Origin of the sequence: Clostridium nigeriense, assembly GCF_050585245.1 — a bacterium.
GTDB classification, from domain to species: domain Bacteria; phylum Bacillota; class Clostridia; order Clostridiales; family Clostridiaceae; genus Clostridium; species Clostridium nigeriense_A.
This window is the reverse complement of record NZ_JBNOOF010000007.1, coordinates 21,034-46,683: the sequence shown is the minus strand read 5'-3', so window position 1 is coordinate 46,683 and position 25,650 is coordinate 21,034. Positions and strand designations below refer to the sequence as shown.

Annotated in this window: 26 protein-coding genes; 5 read left to right on the top strand and 21 right to left on the bottom strand. The window is 27.5% G+C overall.

Annotated elements, in window-relative coordinates; all coding sequences use genetic code 11:
• Positions 1-227 precede the first annotated feature (227 nt).
• A complete protein-coding gene (locus ACQPUY_RS11815) occupies positions 228-917 on the top strand; it encodes a YjjG family noncanonical pyrimidine nucleotidase (protein ID WP_430841434.1) in 690 nt (229 codons plus the stop codon).
• A 70-nt stretch (positions 918-987) separates the two neighbouring features.
• On the opposite strand, the gene ACQPUY_RS11810 is transcribed toward ACQPUY_RS11815, so the two are convergent.
• The 4 genes from ACQPUY_RS11810 to ACQPUY_RS11795 form a co-directional block, all read right to left on the bottom strand.
• Positions 988-2,160 carry a serine hydrolase domain-containing protein gene (locus ACQPUY_RS11810; protein WP_430841433.1) on the bottom strand — a complete coding sequence of 391 codons (1,173 nt, stop codon included), beginning with the start codon at positions 2,158-2,160 and terminating at the stop codon, positions 988-990.
• Positions 2,161-2,299: 139 nt separating this feature from the next.
• A complete protein-coding gene (locus ACQPUY_RS11805) occupies positions 2,300-2,656 on the bottom strand; it encodes a hypothetical protein (RefSeq protein WP_430841432.1) in 357 nt (118 codons plus the stop codon).
• Between the two features lie 175 nt (positions 2,657-2,831).
• Entirely contained in the window at positions 2,832-4,538 is a 1,707-nt protein-coding gene (locus ACQPUY_RS11800) for an ABC-ATPase domain-containing protein (RefSeq protein WP_430841431.1), read from the bottom strand.
• Between the two features lie 11 nt (positions 4,539-4,549).
• Positions 4,550-5,134 carry a DUF1836 domain-containing protein gene (locus ACQPUY_RS11795; protein ID WP_430841430.1) on the bottom strand — a complete coding sequence of 195 codons (585 nt, stop codon included), beginning with the start codon at positions 5,132-5,134 and terminating at the stop codon, positions 4,550-4,552.
• A 210-nt stretch (positions 5,135-5,344) separates the two neighbouring features.
• On the opposite strand from ACQPUY_RS11795, the gene trhA reads away from it, so the two are divergent.
• Positions 5,345-5,992, top strand: a complete 648-nt coding sequence (trhA, locus tag ACQPUY_RS11790) for a PAQR family membrane homeostasis protein TrhA (protein ID WP_430841429.1) — start codon at positions 5,345-5,347, stop codon at positions 5,990-5,992.
• 218 nt (positions 5,993-6,210) lie between these two features.
• Here the strand turns inward: trhA and ACQPUY_RS11785 are convergent, their stop codons facing one another.
• From ACQPUY_RS11785 to ACQPUY_RS11770, 4 genes are all read right to left on the bottom strand, one after another.
• Positions 6,211-6,963: a hypothetical protein gene (locus ACQPUY_RS11785; RefSeq protein ID WP_430841428.1), complete on the bottom strand. Its 753-nt coding sequence runs from the start codon at positions 6,961-6,963 to the stop codon at positions 6,211-6,213.
• Positions 6,963-7,838 carry an ATP-binding cassette domain-containing protein gene (locus tag ACQPUY_RS11780; protein ID WP_430841427.1) on the bottom strand — a complete coding sequence of 292 codons (876 nt, stop codon included), beginning with the start codon at positions 7,836-7,838 and terminating at the stop codon, positions 6,963-6,965. Before ACQPUY_RS11780 ends, ACQPUY_RS11785 begins: the two co-directional genes overlap by 1 nt.
• Complete coding sequence (locus tag ACQPUY_RS11775) at positions 7,838-8,203, bottom strand: GntR family transcriptional regulator (RefSeq protein WP_430841426.1); 366 nt, start codon at positions 8,201-8,203, stop codon at positions 7,838-7,840. The genes ACQPUY_RS11780 and ACQPUY_RS11775 overlap by 1 nt, the downstream gene beginning before the upstream one ends.
• 170 nt (positions 8,204-8,373) lie before the next feature.
• The gene (locus ACQPUY_RS11770; protein ID WP_430841425.1) at positions 8,374-9,684 is read right to left on the bottom strand and encodes a sodium-dependent transporter; all 1,311 of its coding nucleotides are present in this window, start codon (positions 9,682-9,684) and stop codon (positions 8,374-8,376) included.
• Positions 9,685-10,161: 477 nt separating this feature from the next.
• Between ACQPUY_RS11770 and ACQPUY_RS11765 the strand changes: the two genes are divergently transcribed.
• A complete protein-coding gene (locus ACQPUY_RS11765) occupies positions 10,162-11,775 on the top strand; it encodes an ABC-F family ATP-binding cassette domain-containing protein (RefSeq protein WP_430841424.1) in 1,614 nt (537 codons plus the stop codon).
• A gap of 47 nt (positions 11,776-11,822) precedes the next feature.
• On the opposite strand, the gene ACQPUY_RS11760 is transcribed toward ACQPUY_RS11765, so the two are convergent.
• The 7 genes from ACQPUY_RS11760 to ACQPUY_RS11730 form a co-directional block, all read right to left on the bottom strand.
• Positions 11,823-12,185, bottom strand: coding sequence for a GNAT family N-acetyltransferase (locus tag ACQPUY_RS11760; protein ID WP_430841423.1), 363 nt, complete (start codon positions 12,183-12,185; stop codon positions 11,823-11,825).
• Entirely contained in the window at positions 12,157-12,306 is a 150-nt protein-coding gene (locus ACQPUY_RS11755) for a hypothetical protein (protein ID WP_430841422.1), read from the bottom strand. Before ACQPUY_RS11755 ends, ACQPUY_RS11760 begins: the two co-directional genes overlap by 29 nt.
• Before the next feature lie 75 nt (positions 12,307-12,381).
• Complete coding sequence (locus tag ACQPUY_RS11750) at positions 12,382-12,651, bottom strand: hypothetical protein (protein WP_430841421.1); 270 nt, start codon at positions 12,649-12,651, stop codon at positions 12,382-12,384.
• A 3-nt stretch (positions 12,652-12,654) separates the two neighbouring features.
• The gene (locus tag ACQPUY_RS11745) at positions 12,655-12,951 is read right to left on the bottom strand and encodes a hypothetical protein (protein ID WP_430841420.1); all 297 of its coding nucleotides are present in this window, start codon (positions 12,949-12,951) and stop codon (positions 12,655-12,657) included.
• 500 nt (positions 12,952-13,451) lie between these two features.
• Positions 13,452-14,777, bottom strand: coding sequence for an MATE family efflux transporter (locus tag ACQPUY_RS11740; RefSeq protein WP_430841419.1), 1,326 nt, complete (start codon positions 14,775-14,777; stop codon positions 13,452-13,454).
• Positions 14,778-14,966: 189 nt separating this feature from the next.
• Positions 14,967-15,773, bottom strand: a complete 807-nt coding sequence (locus ACQPUY_RS11735; RefSeq protein ID WP_430841418.1) for a Cof-type HAD-IIB family hydrolase — start codon at positions 15,771-15,773, stop codon at positions 14,967-14,969.
• A gap of 193 nt (positions 15,774-15,966) precedes the next feature.
• The gene (locus tag ACQPUY_RS11730; protein ID WP_430841417.1) at positions 15,967-17,697 is read right to left on the bottom strand and encodes a ferredoxin hydrogenase; all 1,731 of its coding nucleotides are present in this window, start codon (positions 17,695-17,697) and stop codon (positions 15,967-15,969) included.
• Between the two features lie 486 nt (positions 17,698-18,183).
• On the opposite strand from ACQPUY_RS11730, the gene ACQPUY_RS11725 reads away from it, so the two are divergent.
• Positions 18,184-19,077, top strand: coding sequence for a phosphatidylserine decarboxylase (locus tag ACQPUY_RS11725; protein WP_430841416.1), 894 nt, complete (start codon positions 18,184-18,186; stop codon positions 19,075-19,077).
• A gap of 12 nt (positions 19,078-19,089) precedes the next feature.
• Positions 19,090-19,896, top strand: coding sequence for a MurR/RpiR family transcriptional regulator (locus ACQPUY_RS11720; protein ID WP_430841415.1), 807 nt, complete (start codon positions 19,090-19,092; stop codon positions 19,894-19,896).
• Positions 19,897-20,030: 134 nt separating this feature from the next.
• Here the strand turns inward: ACQPUY_RS11720 and ACQPUY_RS11715 are convergent, their stop codons facing one another.
• From ACQPUY_RS11715 to ACQPUY_RS11690, 6 genes are all read right to left on the bottom strand, one after another.
• Entirely contained in the window at positions 20,031-20,291 is a 261-nt protein-coding gene (locus tag ACQPUY_RS11715) for a hypothetical protein (RefSeq protein WP_430841414.1), read from the bottom strand.
• Between the two features lie 8 nt (positions 20,292-20,299).
• The gene (locus tag ACQPUY_RS11710; RefSeq protein WP_430841413.1) at positions 20,300-20,680 is read right to left on the bottom strand and encodes an SHOCT-like domain-containing protein; all 381 of its coding nucleotides are present in this window, start codon (positions 20,678-20,680) and stop codon (positions 20,300-20,302) included.
• A 25-nt stretch (positions 20,681-20,705) separates the two neighbouring features.
• Positions 20,706-21,068: a DUF2089 domain-containing protein gene (locus ACQPUY_RS11705; protein WP_430841412.1), complete on the bottom strand. Its 363-nt coding sequence runs from the start codon at positions 21,066-21,068 to the stop codon at positions 20,706-20,708.
• A 291-nt stretch (positions 21,069-21,359) separates the two neighbouring features.
• Positions 21,360-22,724, bottom strand: a complete 1,365-nt coding sequence (locus tag ACQPUY_RS11700) for a 6-phospho-beta-glucosidase (protein WP_430841411.1) — start codon at positions 22,722-22,724, stop codon at positions 21,360-21,362.
• 94 nt (positions 22,725-22,818) lie between these two features.
• Positions 22,819-23,961: a Card1-like endonuclease domain-containing protein gene (locus tag ACQPUY_RS11695; RefSeq protein ID WP_430841410.1), complete on the bottom strand. Its 1,143-nt coding sequence runs from the start codon at positions 23,959-23,961 to the stop codon at positions 22,819-22,821.
• Positions 23,962-24,124: 163 nt separating this feature from the next.
• Complete coding sequence (locus ACQPUY_RS11690; RefSeq protein WP_430841409.1) at positions 24,125-25,534, bottom strand: NAD(P)/FAD-dependent oxidoreductase; 1,410 nt, start codon at positions 25,532-25,534, stop codon at positions 24,125-24,127.
• Positions 25,535-25,650 lie beyond the last annotated feature (116 nt).

Below are 25,650 nucleotides of genomic sequence, written 5' to 3'. Positions count from 1 at the left end.
ATCTTTTATATTCTATTTTATTATAAATATTATAACCTAATATAGAAGAAAATAAGAATATAATTAAAATTTCTATTATTTTTAATATAAGTTATGTAATTACAAAAAAGATTTGCATAACAATAAAATAAATCTATAATCATATTTATTAATCTAATGATTTAATGGATTTTAATTCCAAGCTGTTATAATATTTATATATAATGATACAACTATGGAGGTTATATATGAAATACGAAATTTTATTATTTGATGCAGATGAAACACTATTTGATTTTAAGAAATCTGAAAAGCAAGCTTTTGAAAATAGTATTCGTGAATTTAATATGGAATATGATGAAAATTATCATTTAAAGATTTATGAAGAAATTAATACAGGTATTTGGTTAGAATTTGAAAAAGGTCTAATAACTCAGGAGAAATTAAAGGTAGAAAGATTTAGAAGATTATCTGAAGAATTAAATGTACCTTTTGATGCAGTAGAATTTTCTAAAGCATACATAAGACATTTAGCCAATGCTTCATTTTTATATGAGGATAGTTTCGAGATAATTAAGGAGCTAAGTAAAAATTATAGAATAGCTATAATTACTAATGGCCTTAAAGATGTTCAATCTAAAAGAATAGGACAATCTATTATAGCAAATTATCTTGATACAATAGTTATTTCTGAGGTAGTAAAGGTATCAAAACCCAACCCTGAAATATTTGAAATTGCACTAAAAGATCTAAACTATAGTGATAAGAATAAAGTATTAATGATTGGCGATAGCTTAACTTCTGATATCCAGGGGGGCATTAATTTCGGTGTAGATACTTGTTGGACAAACTTTAAAAAGGTTAAAAACTCAACTACACTAAAACCTACATATGAAATTGCAAATCTAAAGGATTTAATGAAAATATTAAATTCTTAATCCTGAATATACTTTAACATAATATTTAATAAGGCTGATCTTACTACAGCCTTATTCCCTTAACTTTATATTAACTTATGAATTCGTAAGTAGCCCTTTTAAGATTCCTAACAATAGGAGTAACCCCCGAATCACATCTTTGTATAAAATAAAGTAATACTATCTTTTCTTTAGGATCCATGCTTACAAAATTACCTGTCCATCCATCCCATCCAAATTCTCCAATGTTTGCACTAGTTTCAGCCTCTTCTTTATTTATTAATATACGCATTAAATTTCCATATCCATAACCTTTCATTCCATCCCAAATAAAATCAGCCTTTTGCTCTTTAGTTAGCTTATCTTTTGTCATAAGCTCTATAGTTTTTCTTTCTAGAATTTTATTTCCATTATATTCCCCATTGTTTACCATCATCATAGCAAAATGACTATAATCATCAATGGTAGAAACTAGTCCTGCACCACCAGACTCATAAGCTACATCTTCTCCATAATATTCTCCTAGATGACTTTTTTCAAATGGAACTAAAGTATTCATTTCCTCATTCCACATATAATTTTGTGCAAATCTATTTAATTTATCTTTAGGCACAAAGAATGCTGTATCTTTCATTTCTAAAGGGTAAAATATTTCTTCCTTAATAAATTCTCCAAACCTTTTATTAGTTACAATTTCAATAATTCCTCCTAGAATATCTGCTGATAAACCATATACCCACTTAGCTCCTGGTTGCTGTACCAACGGAACTCTTGCAATAGCCCTTATATATTCCTGAGTATCTGGCGAATCTCCTTTTTCTCTTCTTTCTATGAAACTTCTAAAAAGTTTTCCCATTTGTCTACCTGATTCATGATTTTCATCTGGATAAGGAATTCCAGCCGTCATATTAAGTAAATCATTTATAGTAATGTCCCTCTTTATATCTTCTAATTCTTCATTCAAGCTATACACTAATTGGTTTGAGAATTCAGAAAAGTACTTGCTCACAGAATCATTAAGATCTATCTCTCCTCTTTCCACAAGTATCATTATTGCTACTGCAGTAATTGGTTTTGTCATAGAATACATTCTAAAGATAGTATCTCTGCTCATAGCAATCTTTCTTTCCTTATCTGAATAACCAAAGGTATTATGATAAATTTCACTTCCATTATGTATAACTAACACATTAGCCCCTACAACTCTTCCTTCCTCTACTTCTTTTATAAGAAGATTATCCATTGTCTCATTATATGAACCCATAATTATACCTCCAATAAATTATTTATAAATAAAAGTCCTATAGAATATATTTTATACCCTATAGGACAATCATATTAACCTGAATTATTTAATTAATTTATCCCTACTTTTTATTAGTAATTTATATTAATGTTTTTTACTAATAATCAATTTTCTTTTTCTTAACAACTAATATTACATTTAATATAAAAATAATTAAGCTTACCATGGAGATTATTATAAGTATATCATTCCAATAAGTCCAATTTAGGGCGTTATTATCTGCTAATACCCCTTGAAACATAAGTCCTGCATACATAGCTAATCCACATAAAATATCAATAATCAAATCTAAAGTTTGAATTGATTTTCTAATTGCATTATTATTTATTAATTTCTTTCTGATCTTTATTGCTTTATAAAAATTAATGCATACTATAATAAATAAGACTATATAAGCAATAAATATCCATTGAAAATGATTCATCACATCATCTAAAGGTTTCACCTCTAACATACTCATCCCCCTAATATAATACTACTTTATTTCCATTATTATACTTATTATATCAACCAATTTATTGTTATTCAATAATTTTGTTAAGTTATCCTAATTATCATTTAAAACCTATTTAAATCTCATTTGATATTTTTTATCTCAAGTCTTATAAAAAATAAAATATTATCATAATTTACTTATTTATCTTTAAATTCCTATATCTATTATGGGCTGCCATAATTTCTTGCTTTCTAGGTAATGACATGCTTCCTGAACCACCTTTTATCGTATCAATAGAAATTAATCCATTTCTTTTTATTTCCTTATACGCTTCAGTTACAGCCTGCTCTAAAGATAAATCTTTTCCCATCATATTATCTTCTATATATTTCATAATAGATCCAATAGCATTTAGTTGCTCATTATCTACTATTTGCTCTACTGCTCTTAAATCAATATTCTCATTATTAATATTTATATTACTTAACCCCATAGTTTTTATTTTTACACCCTTATAGGTGCTTTCTATAGTTCCCTTTTGAAGTTTTCTATTGAAATTTATATTTATTTTAGTATTTTTTTCTTCTATTCTTTTATTTATTTCTCCTCTCATAAGAGACTTTGCTTCCTTTGTAACATCTTTTGCTTCATAATTATCCATTTGTATAACACAATCTGCTACATCAAAGTAATCTCCCGAGCTACCTATAACTAATATAGTTGAAATATCTTTTTGACTGTATAAAGGCCTAACTATTTCAATAAATGGAGTTATCGGCTCCTTTTCTTTAGAGACTAAGCTTTGCATTAAATCATCTCTAATCATAAAGTTAGTTGCTGATGTATCTTCATCTATAAGTAAAACCGTTGATTTTGATTCTATAGCCTCCACTATATTAGCAGCTTGAGATGTACTTCCACTAGCATTTTCAGTAGTAAATCTTATAGTATCTTTTCCATTAGGAAGATTATCTATAAATAATGAAATATCTGTATTTTTAATACTTCTTCCATCTTCTGCTCTAACTTTAACTGCTGTATTATCTGTAATAACAAATTCTCTTCCATCACCTTCAACATGATTATATACTCCTAGTTCTAAAGCATTTAGAAGAGTTGATTTACCATGATAACCTCCACCAACAATTAAAGTTACCCCCTTTTTAATTCCCATTCCTTTAATTAATCCTCTATTAGGAATATTAATTTCTACTTCTAATGATTTAGGAGATTTAAAAGGTAATGCATTTTTTAATGGCTTTTGTGATACGCCGCTTTCTCTTGGTAATATTGACCCATTTGCTATAAATGCAATTAACCCTCTCTTAGTAATCTCTGACCTTATATATTCTTGATCTTGAACTAATTTAACCCTATCTATTACTTTAGCTTTATTAATATTTTTATATATTAATGTATTTTCAACTATACTCGGTATAACATTATATAAAATTTTTTCTAATTCTCTGGCTAAAACAGTTCTACCCTTAGCTGGAAAACCAACATAAAATCTCGCTTCTATATTGTCTCTATTTATTATTACTGATGTTCTTTCTAATATTTCTTGTGGACATCTACTTATAGCAATTAATCCACTTTTTCCTGAACCAAATATCTTTTCACTAAACTTATTTATATTAAAATAAAATAATCTAGTTAAAAAGTCTGAAACTGCAACTTTCTTATAATACTCACTTATTAAATCTTCCGGAAATCCAGCCTTATTTTTATTTATAATAATTCTTAATCTTGAAGGTGATGCAAATGGGTCTCCTTGAACGTAGTCAATACTTAGAATATAATCTTTAAAGTCATATTGTCCTTGTAAATCCTTATATGCCTTATATCCTCTTCCATCTATTCTTTGAAGTTCATTTTTTAAAATTATAGAATTCTTCATATCAACACCTCTTATAACTTATTAAAATATTCGTCTATTAACTTTTCACCCATTCTCCTATACATATTACTCATATTAATAAAGGAACTAAGTAGTAAAAAGTTTTCTTGGAATTCTTGATCTACTTGTATATTTTCATTTAACATCATTTTTTCAATATTATTAGACTTTTCCTCTATAGTTTTTTCTACATAATTTAAATCTTCATTATGTTGTTCTAAATATAAACTGTATAATTCTCTAATTGGATATTCTTCTCCATTTTCAAAGGTTGCAACTATCTTATTTAATGAACTTTTTATATCTCCTATTGATAGTCCTCCTTTTAAATTATAAATAAGACTCATTAGTATTAAATGTTCTTTACTATACTTCTTATTCTTTATAGACATTAGTAATTTTCCCTTAGCATAATTATTTACCATAGTCTTAGTTAAAGCCTTATCTTCTTCTGTTCTTTTACTATCATTAAACTTACTATCAAATAGCTGAGTAACTTGATCCATATATAAATCTATCTCTGGCATCTCATCTAATGTTAGTTGATTTTGCAAGTTTAATTCTCTAAATTTTTCCATCAATTCATTTTTATCCATAATTTCCTCCACATAGTTTTGTAAACTACTTATTAATGTGTATGTATTTAAATATACTAGTAATCATTAGATAATTCAAGAAAATTAATTAAATATATAAATTTTTCTAAATATTTGAGTTTTTTTGAGCTTTGACTTTTAAAATGTGCTTTATTAATATATAAATAACAATACGTAGTTTTGAAAACTATATGTGAAGAGGTGTTTATTTTGGAAAAATATTTTAGGGAACCAATCAATAGTTTAACTCACTTAGTGGGGGCTATTCTTTCACTTTTTGCTTTAATTGCAATGCTAGTAAAAGGTATACTAACTAACTCATCTACTGTTGCAATTGTTTCAATAGTAATATTCGGTATTAGCTTAATACTACTATATAGCGTTTCAGCAACTTACCATGGAGTAATAACTAGTGATAAAATTATTTTCAGACTTAGAAAATTAGATCATTCTATGATTTTTATATTAATAGCCGGATCTTATGCGCCATTTTGTTTAATTGCTCTTGGAGGATCTAAAGGAACTGTGTTCTTTGCAACTATAGCTTCTATTGCAATAGCTGGTATACTATTTAGAATGCTTTGGTTCAACTGTCCAAGATGGCTACAAACAGCCCTTTATATAGGCTTAGGCTGGGCTGCTATATTTATGCTCAAACCCTTATCACAAGCTTTAACGCCTATAAGTTTATCTCTATTAGTTTTAGGTGGCGTACTTTATACAGTAGGTGGAATTATTTATGGTCTTAAGCCTAAGAATCTTCAGTTTGGACAATTTGGTTTTCATGAAATATTCCATATATTTATTATCCTAGGAAGCTTATGTCACTTTATTTGTGTATTCATATATTTATTATAGAAATTATTGGATATATGTAAGTTAATTATTCCATCGATTTGTTCCAGATAATCGTAAACTTTTATATACCCATTAAAATTTAAAAGAAATTATTTAAAATTCTTCTTAATAAGAACTTTTGATAATTTCTTAAAATATAAATGCTGTATAAGAAGATTCATTTTTTCTTATACAGCATTTTTTATTATTCATTTTACATTGTGCGGAAGCACCAAGTATTATCCTTGTTTAATTATTGCTTTTCTAGTTAAAAGCCTTGATATTCCTATAAAAATTACAAATAATATTACAAAGGTTAGTATAGCAGAATATACATTTTGAGTATTAAATCCAAATATACTATTTATAAATTTATTTATATTTATCATTAGATTAGGATAAATTGTTCCTATTATATTTGTTAAGATAGATACTACCACTGGAGAAATAGACACTACTACCTTCATAAAACTGTTACATTTATAATAAATGATAGTTATTAAGAAACCCAAAGAAATTGCAAATAAACATACTGAAGCTTGAAACATAAAGCTATTAAATAAAGTTCCTATACTATTATTTTGAACCCAGTTAATAGAAGAATACCACTCTCCACTTCCTATATTAGCATAAACCATATCGTAAATAGTTGGATTTCTCATAAATATATTATAAATACGATTAATTATTATATCTATAATTGACATAAATAAAGCAACTGGTATCATAGATGCTGCTGTTCCATATAGGAAGTCCTTTCTAGATACATTATTACTCTTCATAAAATAGAAATTTTCTTTAAATAGATTTAACCCTGCAACAAATATAAATATTGCTGATGATATCTCTAATCCAGATGAAGATGCAGAACCATTACTACTTGAAGAAAGCACTAATAAAGCTACGCATACAGTAATGAAAATTGAGTAATAAATTGCTATTGAAGCTTTTAAACTATTAAGATTATATTTTATTATAGATTTTAATTTCATTATTTTACTTCCTCCTCTCCAGTTAAGTGGATAAATAGTTTTTGTAATTCTACCTTTGATGTTTCCAATTCTAAATTTCTTATTTGTATTTTATTTTCATCAGTTAATTTTCCTATAATAGTTGCTGCCTTAAATCCTGCTATAGATTCTATATTAATACACTTCTTACTTTCTATATATTTTTCAACCTTATCAGCAGCACCAGATACTAAATAAGCTTCTCCTAATAAGCTTTCTACTTCTTTATCTCCTAATACTTTCCCATCCTTAATTATTATTACTTTTTCTAAAATCTCAGAAACCTCTTCTATAATATGAGTTGATAAAATTATAGTTTTAGGTTTATCAATATAATTAGCAACTAATTCCTTATAGAATATATCTCTGTGATTAGCATCTAACCCTAAAACAGGCTCATCAAAAAGTAATACTTCTGCTCCTGATGATAAAGTTATAATTATCTTACAAATTGATGAATATCCGGTAGATAATTCTTTAAACTTCTTATTAGTATTAAGTCCAAACTTTTTACTTAAGTTCAAGGCATAATCCATATCAAAGCTTTCATAAAATTCCTTTGACCATTTAAATAAGTCTTTAATTTTCATTCCTTCAGGATATAGATCTTGTTCTGTCATAAAATAAATTTTACCTAAAACATTACTATTTTCAATTACATCTTCATCATCTATTTTTATACTACCTTCAGTTGGGAATATTCTATTAGTCATAAGATTTAAAAGAGTTGTTTTTCCTGCACCATTTCTTCCTAATAATCCGTATATCTTATTTTCTTCTATGGTTAATGAAACATCATCTAAAACTTTATGCTTTCCATATTCCTTTGTTAAATTAGATACTTTTATTAATGCCATTAGCTATTCCCCCTCTTAATCATTTCTATGATATCAGCAGTAGATATATTAAGCTTCTTTGCTTCCTCAATTAATGAAACTATATAATTAGAATAAAAATTATCTCTTCTTTTTTGTTTTAATATATTCTTACTGCCACTTGAAACAAACATTCCAACACCTCTTCTTTTATAGATAATCCCATCATCAACTAATAAATTAAATCCCTTTGCTACAGTAGCTGGATTAATTTTAAATTTAACTGATATTTCAGTTGTTGATGGTATAGCTTCATTTTCCTTAAATATTCCATTTAAGATACCATCTTCTATTGATTGTGCTATTTGAATATATATAGGTATTTCACTAGAAAAATCTAAATTCATGACTACCTCCTTTTAACTTTATATTATAATATATGTTTCTTTCGTTATTTAGTTCATTACTCATGTAATTAACTGTATATCCATTAGGATTATTTGTCAATAAACTTTGATAAATTTTTCAATAAAAAAGATGATGCTATTAACATCATCTCTTTTCTCTATATAAAAGTCTATATTCCTCCATAGATTATTCCTAAAATTATTACTAAAATAGTTATTGATGTAAATCCATACTTAGCAAATATAAGAAATTTATTACCTACCTTTCTTTTGGCACCCATATTTATTTCATTTAAAATTTCTTTTTTATCTCTCATAAAATAAAATATAATAAGAACTATTAATGCACCTAAAGGAGATATAACTATTGTAATAAAATCTGAAAATCTATTAAATAAATCCATATTTAAGTTCAAAGGTATTGATAAAATAAATAAGCCTATAGCTATTAATATAGTTGCTTTTTTTCTACTTAACTTACTTTGGGACATTAAGGCTTCCACAGGCCCCTCTAGCATATTAATTGATGAGCTTATAGCTGCAAAAATTACACTTAAGAAAAATAATATTGATACTAATCCACCCGCTGGCATTGCCTTAAATATAGTAGGTAAAGTTATAAATAATAATGGTGGTCCTGACATTGGATCTAGCCCAAAAGCAAATACCGCTGGCATTATTACAAATGCTGCTAGTAAGGCTGAAATAATATCAAAAATTGCTGTACTTATAGCTGCCTTTGGTATATCCATTTCTCTTCCTATATAACTACCATATACAACCATACCACATCCATTTAATGATACAGTAAAAAATGCTTGTCCAAGAGCCATGACCCATGTATTTATCTTAAATAAGTATTCCCATTTAGGAGTTAATAGATATTTAACTCCTTCTATAGATCCTGGTAAACTTAGAGATCTTATTGCTAACAATAAAAAAATTATAAAAAGTATTGGCATTATTATCTTATTAGCTTTTTCTATTCCTTTATTTATTCCTATAACTACAATAATTAGAGCTATAAATATTGCAATAGCATTCCATATTATACTCTCATTACTTCCTGAAAAATTATTAAAATACGTATTTACATCTATATTTTTCATTTCTCCAGTTACACTAATAGTGAAGTATTTTATTATCCATCCTACTACTACATTATAAAACATAAACACACCAGCTAAACCTATTGCTGGGATAGCACCTACTAATAATCCACCCTTAAGTTTCTTTTTCTCAAAAGACTTTTTTATTCCTGTTAATGATCCAGCTTCTGCTGTTCTTCCAAAAGTAAATTCAGTAATAAGACCTATATATCCTAAGACTAAAACGAATATAAAGTATGGAATTAAGAATACTGCACCTCCATTTTGTCCTAACCTATAAGGAAACATCCATATATTCCCTAATCCTACTGCTGCTCCTATGCACGATATTATAAATCCTGCACTACTTGCAAAATGTTCTCTTTTCTTCATAACCTACTCTCCTTCTAATATATAATAAAAACCACATAGGTTTTCCCATGTGGTTAATTATCAAAATAAAAAATACCACATAGATTATCTATGTGGTTAATCAACTTAATTTTTGGCATCGCTAATAATTATAACCATCATAGATACAAACCCTAAATTTTACTAACGGCTTGTATCTATAATAATTTTATAAATACAAAGCCTACCTATAATAGATATAATAATAATTTTTATTAACTTTTATGCTTTTAAAGTTAACTCTCCCTGCCATTTTTATTCTCCTAATACTACTCATACTACTTTTTAATAAATATTACCACTTGAAATTTTAAATGTCAAACTAAAAAGATCTTAAAAATAAATAATTTACTTAGTTTCCATTAAATTTTCTAAATATTATTTTACTTTCAATGAAATTATGTTGACTTTATGATATAATAACGAAATGAATAATTTTAGAAATGAGGTAGGTTTTTAGTGATAACTGTATCAAACGTAAGTTTAAGATTCGGTGGCCGTAAGCTATTCGAAGACGTAAATATAAAGTTTACTCCTGGTAACTGTTATGGTGTTATAGGTGCTAACGGAGCTGGTAAAAGTACTTTCCTAAAAATATTATCTGGTGAAATAGAACCAAATACAGGTGATGTAAGCATAGCCCCTAATACAAGAATGTCTGTTTTAAAACAAGATCACTTTGCTTATGATGAGTATGAAGTTTTACAAACAGTAATTATGGGTAATAAAAGATTATATGAAATAATGGAAGAAAAGGATGCTTTATATGCAAAGCCAGACTTTTCTGATGAAGATGGTATAAGAGCTTCTGAATTAGAAGGTGAATTTGCTGATATGAACGGTTGGGAAGCTGAATCAGATGCATCTTCTTTACTTCAAGGCTTAGGTATCGGAACTGATATGCATTATAAGAAGATGTCTGAATTAACTGGTTCTGAAAAAGTTAAAGTTCTTTTAGCACAAGCTTTATTCGGAAATCCTGGAATATTAATTCTAGATGAGCCTACTAACCACTTAGATATACAATCAATTAACTGGTTAGAAGACTTCCTTTTAAGATTTGAAGGAACTGTAATAGTTGTATCCCACGATAGACACTTCTTAAACACAGTATGTACTGTAATGGCTGACGTTGACTTTGGAAAAATCAAATTATACGTTGGTAACTATGACTTCTGGTATGAATCAAGCCAATTAGCTCTTCAAATGGCTAAGGATCAAAACAAGAAGAAAGAAGAAAAAATTAAGGAATTACAAGACTTTATCGCAAGATTTAGTGCTAATGCTTCTAAATCTAAGCAAGCAACTTCTCGTAAGAAGTTATTAGATAAGATTACTTTAGATGATATCCAACCATCAAGCAGAAGATATCCTTTCGTTGGATTTAAGCCTGAAAGAGAAGTTGGTAATGAAATTTTAACTGTTGAAGGTTTAACTAAGACTATTGATGGTGTTAAAGTTTTAGATAATGTTAGCTTTAGAGTTAATAAAGATGATAAGATTGCATTCGTTGGAGACAATGAAATTGCTATAACAACTTTATTTAAAATAATAAACGGTGAAATGGAACCAGATAGTGGAGAATACAAGTGGGGAATAACTATAACTAATTCTTACTTCCCTAAAGATAATACTGAATTCTTCGAAGGTTGTGATTTAAGCTTAGTTGATTGGCTTAGACAATATGCTGGAAAGACTGTTGAAGAACAATCAGAATCTTACTTAAGAGGATTCCTTGGAAGAATGTTATTCTCAGGAGAAGAAGCATTAAAAAAAGCTAGTGTATTATCAGGAGGAGAAAAGGTTAGATGTATGTTATCTAGAATGATGCTTACAAATGCTAATGTATTAATTTTAGATCAACCTACTAACCACTTAGATCTTGAATCTATTACTGCTGTTAATAATGGATTAAAAGATTATAAGAGCGTAGTTTTATTTGCTTCACACGACCATCAATTTATTCAAACTATTGCTAACAGAATAATAGATATTAAAGAAGATGGTTCAATAGTAGACAGAACTATGACATACGATGAATACTTAGAATTCTCAGGAAAAACAAGCAAATAGAAAAAAGTCAGCAATGCTGACTTTTTTATTTTTAATTATAATAAGATTTATAACTCGGCAACCATTCTAAACTCTCTATATTTTACTCCTGAAAATTCATATTCAAATACTTCCTGCTTTTCAAAACCACTTTTTTCATATAAATTAATTGCAATAATATTATCAACCTCAGCACTTGTATAAAGCTTCTGATGCCCATATTTATCTACAAAGAATTCTAAAAATTTCTGTACTGCTATTTTCCCTATTCCTTGATTTTGATATTTCTCGTCTATCATAAACCTGCTCATTGACCATCCATTAAGTTCATCATCAAAATCATACAGGATGAATCCCACCATCTTATTATCTTTATAAATTCCTAATGGATATAAATTAGGTTCATAAGCTGATTGTACTAAAGAATACATATTTGAGGCTATAAACCTTTTTTTGATTTTCACTAACTTTCAATTCTATACATTCATTATAATTACTTCTATCAATTTCTATAAACTCTATATTCATCTCTAAATCTCCCAAATATTTCATATTAACATAATTATACACCTTTACTTCTATATACTTTTCTATACATAAAAAAGAGATACTTAAAAGTGTATCTCTCTATAAAGCATCTAAAGTTATAGGTTTGTTTATATCTGGAACTGGTATAAAGTCTGCTCCTGTATTTTTATTTTCAGGGATTATCCTAATTTCACTTTTTTCATTAGTAATGCTATTTCTATTGTAATTAATAATAATGTTACTCTTCTTATCGTTATCATTTGATTTTAATAAAACATTTATTGATATTAATGAACAAAAAATAGTGCCTCCGACAATGAAATATTTAATCTTGCTTGATTTCATTAAATCCCTTCCTTTACTAAACAAATATTAGCCTCCTCCATGATATGTAACTATATAAAAAATTCCTATCCTAGTTGTCTTGTATGCTAATTTAGAATTTCCTGTCACTCTATCCTTTGGTTTAGGGCTAAAAATATAAAATTTTACTCTTTCACTTTCTGATCCTAATTTAATTTCTTCTATACTTGTAGTAAATGCTAACTTAGGATGCCCTTCAAGAAATAATCGTGTTCTTAATGCATTGTGGGGAGTAATGTGCAGCAATCCCCAAATCGTTATACAAAATAATATTACCCTAGGCCATGTTATTATTTCCTTCTTCATCCATTCATCTCCTATCACTACTTTTTATTAATTATACACTATATCCATTTTATTACATATAGTATATTTATTTATCTTTAGAAATATATTAAAATATATCAATAAAGTTGTAGTTAATTCTTCTCTTCTTAGTCTAAAGAAGACGGGGTTAGCTGATACCTTTGGAAATCTTAAGCTAAATGGTGAACTGTTAATGATAGATTGTATAGATTATACATCATATGATAATGGAATAATTATTAATGCTATTAAGTATAAAAGTTCCATTAGCTGCTAACTTTTATACTATTAATCTTGCTATTGAAAATAATGAGTGAGTATTAAAAAATATTACTTTAGACGGAATAGCATAATCAGAAGGAGGCTGTTAATTTAAACATCCTCCTTCTGATATTATTATTGATTATAGATACTTTATTTCTCTTATTTTTGATTCTACTATACTTTTAGAGCCTTCAATATGACCAGCAGAAAATGATATTCCTTTCTATGATTTAATTCTATGTGCTTATTTCTTTTCTATATTTTAAATATAATGTACTACTAATTAATAAAGTAATAACTTCGGCTAAAGGAATAGTAAGCCAAACTCCTGTCATTCCAAGAAAGTTAGGTAATAATATTATTAATGGAATAATCACAACAAGTCCCCTTGATATAGATATAATAAATGATTCTTTTGCCTTATTAATTGATGCAAAAAATGATGTAGTTACAATATTCAATCCCATAATAATAAATGCTATGAAGTATATTTTAACCCCATCTACAGCCATAGATTGTAATATCATATCCCCTTCACTATTAAATAAATTTACTATTTCATCTGAAAATCTAAATCCAATGAAATAACATCCAATCCCTAATACAATGGAAGTTATTAATCCATACTTAAATATCGCTCTAATATTTTTAGCCTCACCTTTTCCATGGTTTTTACTTATAATAGGTTGAATTCCTTGAGCTATTCCAGTAAATATAGAGACTACTATTAACGCTAAGTTTGCTATTATTCCATAAGCTGCAACTCCAGTATTATTTGATATTCTTAAAATAGTAAAATTAAATAATAATATTATTATCCCAGAAGAAAACTCAGTAATAAATGATGGTATTCCTAATGAAATTATCCCCTTTGCATAAGATAAATTAAATTTACATTTAGTAAGTTTAAAGTTGTTTTTCTTTCTAATAAAGTGAGTTGATAATATAATTAAACTTAAAATCGGTGTAGTTCCTGTTGCAAGGGCTGCTCCAAACATTCCAAGCTTAAATGGAAAAATAAATACATAATCAAGTACTATATTACTAAGACTTCCTAAAATCATAGCAATCATTGCCAAATTAGGTTCATTATCATTCCTAACAAAGGCTGTTATTATATTATTTAAAATAAATATACAAGAAAAAGATAAAAGTGTTTTTAAGTACTCTCCTGCCAATGGAGCTACAACTTCATCTGCCCCTAATAGCTTTACTATATCATAAGAAAAGAATAAGCCTATAATAGTTATAATAATACCAACACTTACTCCCATTACTATAGCATGAGTAAATACTCTATTTGCACCTCTTTCATTATTCTTACCTATTTGTATAGAATATCTAATACCTGCTCCCATTCCAATCATTAATCCAATACCACTAACTAAACTCCATAATGGTAAAACTAAGTTCAATCCAGTTAACCCAACACTTCCTACACCATTAGCTATAAAAAATGTATCTGCAAGTATATAAAAGGACATTCCAATCATACTGATTACATTTAATGATACATATTTTGCAAAGTCTTTTAGAATATTATTTTTTATATTTACTACCATATAAATCCCCCTAAGTTTAAAATATCTTTATTTTACTAATGAACTAAAAAAGCACTAGATAGTTTATACCCAAGGCCTAACGGTATAAATCTCTAATGCTTCCCATACAAATAAATATATCCGGCGATATACTTATTCAAATATCTTCATTTTATAAAATTCTATAATAGTATACTATTATTGTCAATATTATTCCATGATGCTTTTTATACATTCCCCAACACTTGAAACATATTTATTTGCAATAGTCTTAAGCTCTTCTTCTACATTATGAAAAGTGAAGCTATTTTTAGTTAAATTAAACATTGACACATCATTAAATGAATCTCCTATAGCATAAAGGTCATCTACATGAATATTATCTAACTCTAATATTTTTCTTAATCCATTTCCCTTCGAGCAATCCTTAGGCGCTATGTCTACAAAATATTGATTTCTAAAAGCCTCTAAACCATGTCCATAATTTTCAATTAACAAATCTTTTGCCTTTTCTGCTACTTCTATATCTTTATTAGTTGAAAAAACACTTATAAATGAATACTTTCTTTTCTCAGAAAATAAGTCTTCTATTGAAATTCTATCTCTAAAGGCAAATAAAATCTCATTTATATCCTTTGATGAGGAGCTTGTACATTCTATTCCTTTAGATTCAACAAGATAATGTTGTCCATCCGCCTCAAAATGTATACAAATATCTTTTTCATCTATAAAGTCATTGAAAACTCCTTCTGCTATATTGCTATTTATATAATTACTTGAAATAACCTTCTTATTTTTATCTAATACTATAGCTCCATTACAAGCTACTATATAATCATATTCTATCTCTGGATAATCCTTAAATAAGTCATAAATTGAATCTAAATTTCTTCCTGTTGATATTATAAATTTATTTCCGGCTTCTTTAAATCTTACTATAGCTTCTAAATTTTCTTTACTAATAGTATGATCTTCCTTTAATAAAGTTCCGTCCAGATCACAAGCTAAATACTTCATTAAATTCCACTCTCCCATTATTTATTCCTTAAAAATTATATCATACTAATGTTAGAAAAATTTTTAATATATAAAATTTAACTAATTTTACAAAACACCTTATTCAATTATATGTAAATTTTATAAATATTGATATATAATTTAAAATATATTAAAAAAGTGTGAAAGATTATCTTTCACACTTTTTATAACTTTAATTTTCTTTTTTGTAACTCATATGAAGTAATTCGTGAGCCTTTCCATGACCTGGTTTACCCATATAAGTATCATACATCTTATTTAATGCACCATTTTCATGAGATTTTCTCTTCTTTAAATGCTTATCTTGATTATATAGTACCGATGCTCTTACACTTCTAATATCCATATTTAATCTATCTAAAGCATTAACATGAGGTTGCCCACCACCATTTACACATCCACCTGGGCAAGCCATTACTTCAATAAAGTGATATTGTTTTTCATCAATTTTACCACTATTTATAAAATCAAATAAACTTGAAGCTCCATTAATTACTGCTACATTATAATTTTCTCCACCAATTTCTACTGTAGCTTCTTTAATTCCTGCAAGTCCTCTTACTTGTTCATACTCAATATTTTCTAAATCCTTTCCTTCAACAAAGTCCTTTGCACTTCTTAAAGCTGCTTCCATAACACCGCCAGTTGCTCCAAATATAGCACCTGCTCCAGTGTATTCTCCCATTGCTGGATCTGCTTCACTATCTTCAAGTTTAGCAAAATCAATTTTTGCATCTTTAATCATCTTCGCTAATTCTCTTGTAGTTATTACTGCATCTATATTTCTTAGTCCTTCATTCTCCATTTCAGGTCTGTCTGCTTCATATTTCTTAGCAGTACAAGGCATTATAGTTACTGTAAATACATTCTTTGGATCTATATCTAAAGTTGTAGGATAATAAGTTTTGCTAGCTGCTCCAAATATTTGTTGTGGTGACTTAGCAGTTGATAAATTTCCTAAAAGGTTTGGATAATAATTTTCTACTTGTCTTACCCATGCTGGACAACAAGATGTAAACATTGGGAATGGTCCACCAGTTTTAATTCTCTCCACTAGCTCTGTTGCCTCTTCCATTATAGTCATATCTGCTCCAAAGTTTATATCGAATATTTTATCAAATCCTAATTGTCTTAAGGCAGTATATACTTTACCGGTTACATCTACCCCATATCCCATTTTAAATAATTCACCCATCGCTGTTCTTACTGATGGTGCCATAGCAACAATAACATGCTTTTCTTCATCTGCTAATGCATCTTTAACTCTATCCATATGAGACTTCTCTGATAAAGCATCTACCGGACAAGCTGCTACACATTGACCACATAATAAACAGTTAGTATCATCAAAACATTTTAAATTTTCAGGTCCAATTACTTTTTCGCCATTAACTTCTATAAACTTTATAGATTCTGTTCCAGTCTTAGTTTTACATGCTGCAACACATCTACCACAACTTACGCATTTTGTTCTATCTATAACAATTGATTTACTTCTATCATCAACATATTCTGATTTATCTGCAACAACAAAAGGTTTAGTAGCTCTAGCTCTAGTTTTAATTACCAGCTTTAGGAACTCACAATTTTCTCTTCTTTCACAAGGTCCACACTTAAACTCATGTTTATCTAATAAAGCTGAAACTCTTTCTTTAACAGCTTCTTGAACTCTTTCAGTATTAGTATTAATAACCATTCCATCCTCTGGAATAATACAACAAGCCTTAGCTAAATTTTCTTGTCCCTCAATTTCTACTAAACAAATTCCACACTGTCCAACGCTGCCACAATCCTCTAAAAAGCATAAAGCAGGAATATCTATTCCATTTTCCTTTGCTACTTTAATTAAGTTATCTTCATTACTTACTAGAATTTTATTTCCATTGATGGTTATATTTTTCATTGAAATTTCCCCCTATAATTAATGTAATGAAACCACTTTTATTGTTATAATATTAACAATTATATTGTACACCACATTTAAAATAATTACTATCTTTTAATCTATAAAATAAAAGATAATGTTTTTAATGTTTCTTATATAAAGTCAATCTTTATATTATATTTCTACTTAAAGCTTAAACTCCACATTTAATGCTAATTATTAAGTAAATTCACTTTAACTCATATATTTATCTTTAGTTATTATGCCTTTAGTAAACATCTACTCTGTCTTAAATGTTTCTTAGATATTCCAGTATATGTATGCAACAAAGTAATCAATTTTATAAAATATCCTAAAACGACTTATCCTCCTCCAAAACTTTTTTTCAATAAATATTATCTTTTATAATTTATAATATGTAAAGTAAATTTATATATTGAAGAATTTTTATTTTTGTTTTATGGTAATATAATACTATATAAAAATATTTCGATGAGGTAACTTATGATACAAGTATATAATAGAAAAACAAAAAAATATGAAGTAGAAAAGGTTGCTGGCGAGAACTACATTAAGTGGTCTTATGAATCTCCTGCTGGCAAGAGTTTTACCGAACTACTTATAAAGAAAAAACTATTTTCAAGACTTTATGGCTCTTATTGCGATACTTCACTAAGTAAGAAAAAAATCTCAAACTTTATAAAAAATTTTGATATAGATATGGGTATTAGTTCAAATACCTTGAATGACTTTAATAATTTTAATGACTTTTTTATCAGAGAGTTAAAGGAAGATGCTAGACCAATACCTAAAGATAATCGTTTATTAATTTCTCCTGGAGATGGTAGATTATTTGCTTATGAAAATATTTCTATAGATAAATTAATCCAAGTTAAGGGAATTCATTATAGCTTGTCCGAATTAATTGGCGACAATGAAATAGCTAAGGAATATGAAGGTGGCGTATGCCTAGTTTTAAGACTTTGTCCAACAGATTATCATAGATTTCATTTTATAGATAATGGTACTCCTTTAGAAAATCACTTTATTAAAGGTAATTATTATTCCGTAAACCCAATAGCTCTTGAAAGGATTCCAAAGTTATATTGCCAAAACAAAAGAGAATGGAGCATTTTTAAGTCTGAAAATTTTGGAGACATAATTCATATTGAAGTTGGTGCTACTTGCGTTGGAACAATAATTCAAAGCTATTCTCCAAATACTAAAGTTATAAAAGGTCAAGAAAAAGGTTATTTTAAATTTGGTGGATCAACAACTATATTATTATTAAAGAAAGATACTGTTAAAATTGATGAGGATATAATAAATCAAACAAACCTAGGATTTGAAACTATTGTTTTAATGGGTGAAAGTATAGGAGTAAAAATAGCTAAATAGGGGTGAATATTTATGGGGGATTTAATCTATAGACTTTTAATATTTTTAAATAGTAGTAAGGAAAATGATATTAACTATAATATTGCAATTACTATGCTTAGAAATGTTGAAATTATACCTAATATGTCTATTAATAAATTGTCTGACCTTTGTTATACTTCTCCAGCAGCTATAACGAGGTTCTGTCATAAGCTTGGATATTCAAGTTTTATAGAGTTTAAAAAAAATATGAAAATTAATATAGATAGCTATAACGAAGGTCTTATGAAACCAAAATCAATAACTTATAAATTATCTAGGGAAGATATTTTAAATAATATGTCTTTGGAAATTGTAAATGAAATTGAAAACTTTAAATCTTTTGTTGATTTAAAAATAATTGACAGTGTTGTAGAGCTCATTCATAATAGCAATAATGTTTGTATATTTGGAACTCAGTATTCTCAATTAATGGCTCAGGATCTTCAAAGGAAGCTAGTAAATTTATCAAAAATAATATATAACGCTAACGATGTTCAGGAGCAGGAAAGAATAGCTAGTGAACTAGATAAAAATTCTTTAGCAATATTGATCTCTCCAACAGGTAAATTTCCCCTTTACCATGAAAGACTTTGGAATAAAATCAAAAAGAGCCCAGCTAAAGTGATTGTTATTACTGAAATGCAGAATCCAGAATACTTAAAGAGAAGCGACTATTTAATTTATCTACCACCTAGAAATGATTCAAATGAATATGTTCAAAATCATAGATATGATTTAGCATATCTTATTGAATATATATATGCAAGATACGGAAATTTATATAAAAACAATTACTAAAAAAAGAAGTAAAGGTAATAATTCATAATTCCTCGGAATTATGAATTATTATTACACTACATTCCTCCCAAGTCATCGCAAAATTAATAATTTCACTTCAAAGTTTAATTTAGAAAATTCTTACCTTTTTATATTTAAATTTTTATTAATACATAATTCCCATTACTTTCTTTTACTTCTACTAATGTAAGCCCTTTGAATTTCTTTAATTCTTTTACTGCAGTCAACAAAATCTTTGTATCTATATAATCAACATATTTTATTGCCTCATTCATACCCTTATCTGAATCAACATGCTTACTAATATATTTTGAAATTCTTATACCACTAGTTATAACAAACATAGGCACATAAAATCTAAGGTTTTTCCCTTCTGATTTAATAACTATCTTCATTTTTTCACCTATTCAATAATAATTCTAACAACGTCACCGTTACTTGAGTCAACAGTTATAATATCTCCTATCATTTCATTATCTAATGCAGCAATAATTGACTCGGTTAACATTTCAAAATCAATTCCTTCCATATCTGCACTTTTAATAGGTAACTTTCCTGTTGCTTTTAATATCGATGTTATAACAACTACTGGTAAATTAATTTTTACATTGTCACCATCTGCTGAATCTACAAGTACCCTAAGCATTCTCTTATCATAATTCTTAATTACCTCTAAATTCTTTTCTTCTTTTACATACATTGCCTCAATTAAGTCTGCACTTTTTCCAATGTTTAACTTTCCCTCTGATAACATAGTTAATACCTTTAATAAATCCTCTCTCATTTTCTTTCCCTCCAAAATTTAATTATTATTCTCTCATTCTCTCAATTGCTTCTTGAGGAGATATCTCTCCTTTTTCTAATGCCTCGATAACATCACTTGTTGATGTTTTTAATTGCTTTGAATTACCTCCATATCCTAAAGCATTAATAACCTCATCTAGCTTTGCCCTTACTGTTGGGTATGAAATTCCTAATTCCTTCTCCACATCTTTAATACTTCCTCTACACATAATAAATACTTCAATGAATTTTAATTGCTCTTTAGTTAAATAATCAAACTTAGAAAATTCAAATTCGTTTTCTATAATAGTTTTACATGAAGAACATTTTAACCTAGTTGCTTTCAATTTTTTATTACATACTGGACAAGAAGTTATTACTTTATACATGCCATTATCCCCTCCTGTTAATTACATATTATTCCTATTTATAATTTTTGTCAATCGAAATATTAAATTTTATCATATTATAATTAATTTTATTAATTTAATACTTTTATTTTATTAATTATATTTATATATTTATTAATTTTTACAATATACTCAGTTGGATTATTACTTGTATAAATAATAATTAAAAACATTGAAAAAGAGGATTAATTTTAAAATAATCCTCTTTTTCTTTCTATTAAATAACTTATATAAATAAGTTATTATATTAATTATAAATTATTAATCTACCTAAAACTCTCCTCTTTCTACTTTTTCAATTTTCTCTATAACATCTTTAAATTGTGGTAAATATTCTTTATTAGCTACTAGCATCTCATTTAATAATTTTCTTCCTCTTATATCATCTGCTATTAATGGATTTGTAACCATTGCTAAAAGTGCAGTGTTATAATCTCCAGTATAAGCCGCTTCTGCTGCTAGCCTTTCAAATGATTTAATTTGTCCAACTAGTCCTTGAGCAAATACAGGTAATTCATTAATAGTTTCTACTGGAACTGGACCATTTTTGCCTACATAACAACTTACTTCAATTGCTGAATCATCTTCAAATTGCTTTAATGTTCCATTATTTCTTGTGTTTACAGCAATTATAGTATTCCTATCATTATATATTCCATTAATTACATTACATGCAACATCTGAATAGTAAGCTCCTCCACGCTTCGATAATTCTTCTGGTTTTTCATTTAAATCAACGTCTTTATACATTTCAAATAATTTCTTTTCAACTTCCATTACTACTTCTGCTCTAGTTCTGCCATTCTTGAATTCTTCTAATTCGTAATTAAGCATATCTCTAGTTTTATAGTAGTATCTATGATATGGGCAAGGTATTACTCCAAAAGCTCTAATTGTAGCAATATCCCACTCTAAATCTTTAATATTACTCATTGTTTGGCTCTTGGCATCAGGTGCTGTTAATCTATTAATAAGTTCTGTTGTAACGTCATTTCCATCTAAATAAACTCTTTCTGCATAAACCATATGGTTTAATCCAGCAAAATCTACAGTAACTCTATCTTTATCTGCTTCTAATATATCTGCAAATGAATATTGTAATCCTATTGGAACATTGCATACTCCCACTACTTTTTTATGAACACCATATCTTAATAATGCTTCAGTTACTATCCCCGCTGGATTTGTAAAGTTAATTAACCATGCATCTGGACATAATTCTTTCATATCCTTAGCTATATCTAATATTACTGGGACTGTTCTTAAAGCTTTAAATAATCCTCCAGCTCCATTAGTTTCTTGTCCTAAAAACCCATGACTTAAAGGAATTCCTTCATCTTTACATCTTGCTTTTAATAATCCAACTCTTAATTGAGTAGTAACAAAATCTGCTCCCTTTAATGCCTCTCTTCTATCTAAAGTCAAATGAATATTCATTGGAACTCCAGCTTTTTTAACCATTCTTTTAGCTAATTCTCCAACTATTTCTAACTTTTCTTTTCCATCTTCAATGTCTACTAACCAATAATCACTTACTGGCATTTCATCGTATCTTTTAATTAATCCTTCTACTAATTCAGGCGTATAGCTTGATCCTCCACCTATTGTAACAATTTTTAAAGGTTTCTTTCCCATATGCTCAACCCCCAGATATTTATTTTCATTTTTCTGATAATTCAATTATACCTGGTATTCTCAGTAAACATTTTCATATTTTGAAAATCCTTATTTACTTCTTAATAATGATTGATTTTATTTGATTTTTGAATTTTTCCTCATTTCCATCAAAAATTATAAGATTTATACCCATTTCTTTAGCCCTATCTTTAACTGCTGATTTAATAGGCTCTTTCGTAGCAACTAAAATCTTATATGCATTTTTTCCTCCAATTTGTTTACTATAAACATCTAACTCATTTAAAGCATCCTCATTATATTTATCACTATCCTTGCATGAAATACAAATAGGAATAGAGTCTTTCACTGCAATTACATCTACTTCATTTCTAACCACCTTACTTTTATCATTCCATAAAAACATAACTCCACTTTTAACTTCATCAATTTCTTTGATTTCATTAATAATATTATTTGTTGCAACTTCAAGCCAAGTTCCACTTTTAAAAATAAAAGACTTTAAATATTCATTTTTAAAATAAACTTTAACTTCTTCACTTGACTCATTAAAATATTCTATTCCATTTATATCTTTTAGACTTTTTAGTATTTTATTTAATAATACTTTTTCTTCATTTTCTAACAAACTCAAATTTATTTTAATCTCTTTAGGACGCTCTGCATTATGAATAAAAATATTAGACTCATATAATTTTTGTTTGTATTTATGCCAAATCGCTAGATTTTTATATATCTTCTTAGTTAATAAAACTAAATCCTTTTTATTTGAAAGTTCTGTAGAATCATTTATAACTTCTCCACCACTAGCCTTTAATAATTTATCTAACTCTAAATCTTCATATTCCTCATTAATTACTTCTATTTTATTATCAAATTCATATAGTTTTTTATTTTTGATATCTATATATACCGCTTTTATACAATTATCCTTGCATATATTTAATAACTCTAGAGAATTTATTCTGCTTCCCCCTGTTAAATTTACTATTATATTTTTATTTTTATTTTCATTAATACTTCTACTTAAGGATTTTAAATCTCCTTCTTTCATAACTATCTTTTTTAAACTATTTTCAGGTAAATATGTCTCATAGTATTTTTTTAATGAATTCATTAAAGCTTCATCATTTTCATTGTATATAAATATTACTTCCTCAGGATTAAACCTTTTTGTTGCAAGTATATTGACCTCATTATGACTATCTAATTGATTAATTAAAACATCTATTTTCATAAATTCTTTCCTCTTTAAAAATAATATATCTTTAATTTATCCAAAGAATTATTAATTTATCCTAATAACTATAAATACTTCTTTGTTACAATCATCTATTACCCTATAATTTTTTTAATAGCAAAAAGAAGAGATCTACCTAGATAAATCTCTTCATATATTTCTATTTATATAAATTTCTTGCTAAATATACACCTGAACATGAAGCCATCATTAATCCTCTAGTAAGACCTGCCCCATCTCCAATTGCATAAAGATTTTTAATATTAGTTTCTAAGTTTTCATTAAGCTTTACCGAGTTTGAATAAAACTTAATTTCTGGTCCATAAAGTAAGTTATCTGGATTAGCAAATCCCTTAACAACCTTATCCATCTCTAATATAAAGTTAATTATATTAGTCATAGTTCTATATGGAATTCCTAATGTTATATCTCCTGGCATAGCTGTTTTTAAAGTTGCTTCAACAGAGTTATTATCAAGTTCTTCTTGCCAAGTTCTTTTTCCATTTAATATATCTCCAAATCTTTGAACTACTACATCTCCATTAGATAATAAATTTGTAAGTTCTGCTATCTTATTTGCATATTCAATTGGTTTATTAAATGGTTCTGTAAATCTATGAGATGATAAAATTGCAAAATTAGTATTTATACTTTTCTTTTCCTTATAAGCATGACCATTAGCTAATGAAACTCCATTATCATAAACCTCTGCAGCAACGAATCCATCAGGATTTTGACAAAAAGTTCTAACCTTATCATTAAAAGGTGCTACATTAGAAATAAATTTACCTTCATACATAAGTTCATTTACCTTTTGAATATCACCTTCAGATTTCATCTCAAATCTTACTCCAATATCTACAACTCCAACTTCTTTTTCAATATTATGTCTATCACATAAATCTGATAAGAAATCAGCTCCATTTCTTCCTACTGAAACTACTACCTTTTCTGCAAAATAGTCTCCTCTTTCTGTAGATACACCTTCTACTTCTCCATTACGAATTATTAAATCTTTGACCATAATTCCAAATATTATTTCTACACCATTTGATAACAAATAATCTTCAATTCTTCCATACAACTCTCTAGACTTTTCAGTACCTAAATGCCTAATTGGAATATCCACTAAGTTTATATTTTCAGACTTCGCCCTATCCTTAATTTTCTTTATTTCATCTTTATGTTCAATTCCTGCTATATTCTTTTCTCCACCAAAATCTAGATATATTTTGTCACAATAATCAATTAGATCTTTAGTCTTTTTATGTCCTATTACCTCTGGTAAATTACCTCCAACTAATACTTCTTCTGAATCCTTATCATATAATGATAATTTAGCATCAGAAAAAGCACCTGCTCCTGCAAATCCTGTAGTTATATTGCAATACGGTTTACACTTTACACACTTATTTAATTTAGGTATTGGGCAATATCTCTTATGAACGGATTTTCCTTTTTCAATAATTAAAATTTTCTTTTGGGGACTTATTTTTAAAAGCTCATATGCAGTAAAGATACCACTTGGTCCAGCCCCAACTATAATGACATCATAACTATTATTATTCATTCAGTAACCCCTTCCGTCGAACGTTTTTTTATAGTCCATAGAATATTATACGACTTTTTAAGATAATATCAACATTTTTTAGATGTTTTAGTTTTATATTCTAGTTTTATATTGAG

What these genes read in the sequence shown, in the direction of transcription:
- ACQPUY_RS11710 (WP_430841413.1), bottom strand. Translation starts at nt 20,680, where the DNA reads ATGAGAGAGGATTTATTAAAGGTATTAACTATGTTATCAGAGGGAAAG.
- ACQPUY_RS11725 (WP_430841416.1), top strand. Translation starts at nt 18,184, where the DNA reads ATGATACAAGTATATAATAGAAAAACAAAAAAATATGAAGTAGAAAAG.
- ACQPUY_RS11740 (WP_430841419.1), bottom strand. Translation starts at nt 14,777, where the DNA reads ATGGTAGTAAATATAAAAAATAATATTCTAAAAGACTTTGCAAAATAT.
- ACQPUY_RS11695 (WP_430841410.1), bottom strand. Translation starts at nt 23,961, where the DNA reads ATGAAAATAGATGTTTTAATTAATCAATTAGATAGTCATAATGAGGTC.
- ACQPUY_RS11730 (WP_430841417.1), bottom strand. Translation starts at nt 17,697, where the DNA reads ATGAAAAATATAACCATCAATGGAAATAAAATTCTAGTAAGTAATGAA.
- ACQPUY_RS11715 (WP_430841414.1), bottom strand. Translation starts at nt 20,291, where the DNA reads ATGAAGATAGTTATTAAATCAGAAGGGAAAAACCTTAGATTTTATGTG.
- ACQPUY_RS11805 (WP_430841432.1), bottom strand. Translation starts at nt 2,656, where the DNA reads ATGTTAGAGGTGAAACCTTTAGATGATGTGATGAATCATTTTCAATGG.
- ACQPUY_RS11745 (WP_430841420.1), bottom strand. Translation starts at nt 12,951, where the DNA reads ATGAAGAAGGAAATAATAACATGGCCTAGGGTAATATTATTTTGTATA.
- ACQPUY_RS11705 (WP_430841412.1), bottom strand. Translation starts at nt 21,068, where the DNA reads ATGTATAAAGTAATAACTTCTTGTCCAGTATGTAATAAAAAATTGAAA.
- ACQPUY_RS11770 (WP_430841425.1), bottom strand. Translation starts at nt 9,684, where the DNA reads ATGAAGAAAAGAGAACATTTTGCAAGTAGTGCAGGATTTATAATATCG.
- ACQPUY_RS11700 (WP_430841411.1), bottom strand. Translation starts at nt 22,724, where the DNA reads ATGGGAAAGAAACCTTTAAAAATTGTTACAATAGGTGGAGGATCAAGC.
- ACQPUY_RS11795 (WP_430841430.1), bottom strand. Translation starts at nt 5,134, where the DNA reads ATGGATAAAAATGAATTGATGGAAAAATTTAGAGAATTAAACTTGCAA.
- ACQPUY_RS11735 (WP_430841418.1), bottom strand. Translation starts at nt 15,773, where the DNA reads ATGAAGTATTTAGCTTGTGATCTGGACGGAACTTTATTAAAGGAAGAT.
- ACQPUY_RS11775 (WP_430841426.1), bottom strand. Translation starts at nt 8,203, where the DNA reads ATGAATTTAGATTTTTCTAGTGAAATACCTATATATATTCAAATAGCA.
- ACQPUY_RS11755 (WP_430841422.1), bottom strand. Translation starts at nt 12,306, where the DNA reads ATGAAATATTTGGGAGATTTAGAGATGAATATAGAGTTTATAGAAATT.
- ACQPUY_RS11815 (WP_430841434.1), top strand. Translation starts at nt 228, where the DNA reads ATGAAATACGAAATTTTATTATTTGATGCAGATGAAACACTATTTGAT.
- ACQPUY_RS11720 (WP_430841415.1), top strand. Translation starts at nt 19,090, where the DNA reads ATGGGGGATTTAATCTATAGACTTTTAATATTTTTAAATAGTAGTAAG.
- ACQPUY_RS11810 (WP_430841433.1), bottom strand. Translation starts at nt 2,160, where the DNA reads ATGGGTTCATATAATGAGACAATGGATAATCTTCTTATAAAAGAAGTA.
- ACQPUY_RS11780 (WP_430841427.1), bottom strand. Translation starts at nt 7,838, where the DNA reads ATGGCATTAATAAAAGTATCTAATTTAACAAAGGAATATGGAAAGCAT.
- ACQPUY_RS11690 (WP_430841409.1), bottom strand. Translation starts at nt 25,534, where the DNA reads ATGAATAATAATAGTTATGATGTCATTATAGTTGGGGCTGGACCAAGT.
- ACQPUY_RS11760 (WP_430841423.1), bottom strand. Translation starts at nt 12,185, where the DNA reads ATGTATTCTTTAGTACAATCAGCTTATGAACCTAATTTATATCCATTA.
- ACQPUY_RS11785 (WP_430841428.1), bottom strand. Translation starts at nt 6,963, where the DNA reads ATGAAATTAAAATCTATAATAAAATATAATCTTAATAGTTTAAAAGCT.
- ACQPUY_RS11800 (WP_430841431.1), bottom strand. Translation starts at nt 4,538, where the DNA reads ATGAAGAATTCTATAATTTTAAAAAATGAACTTCAAAGAATAGATGGA.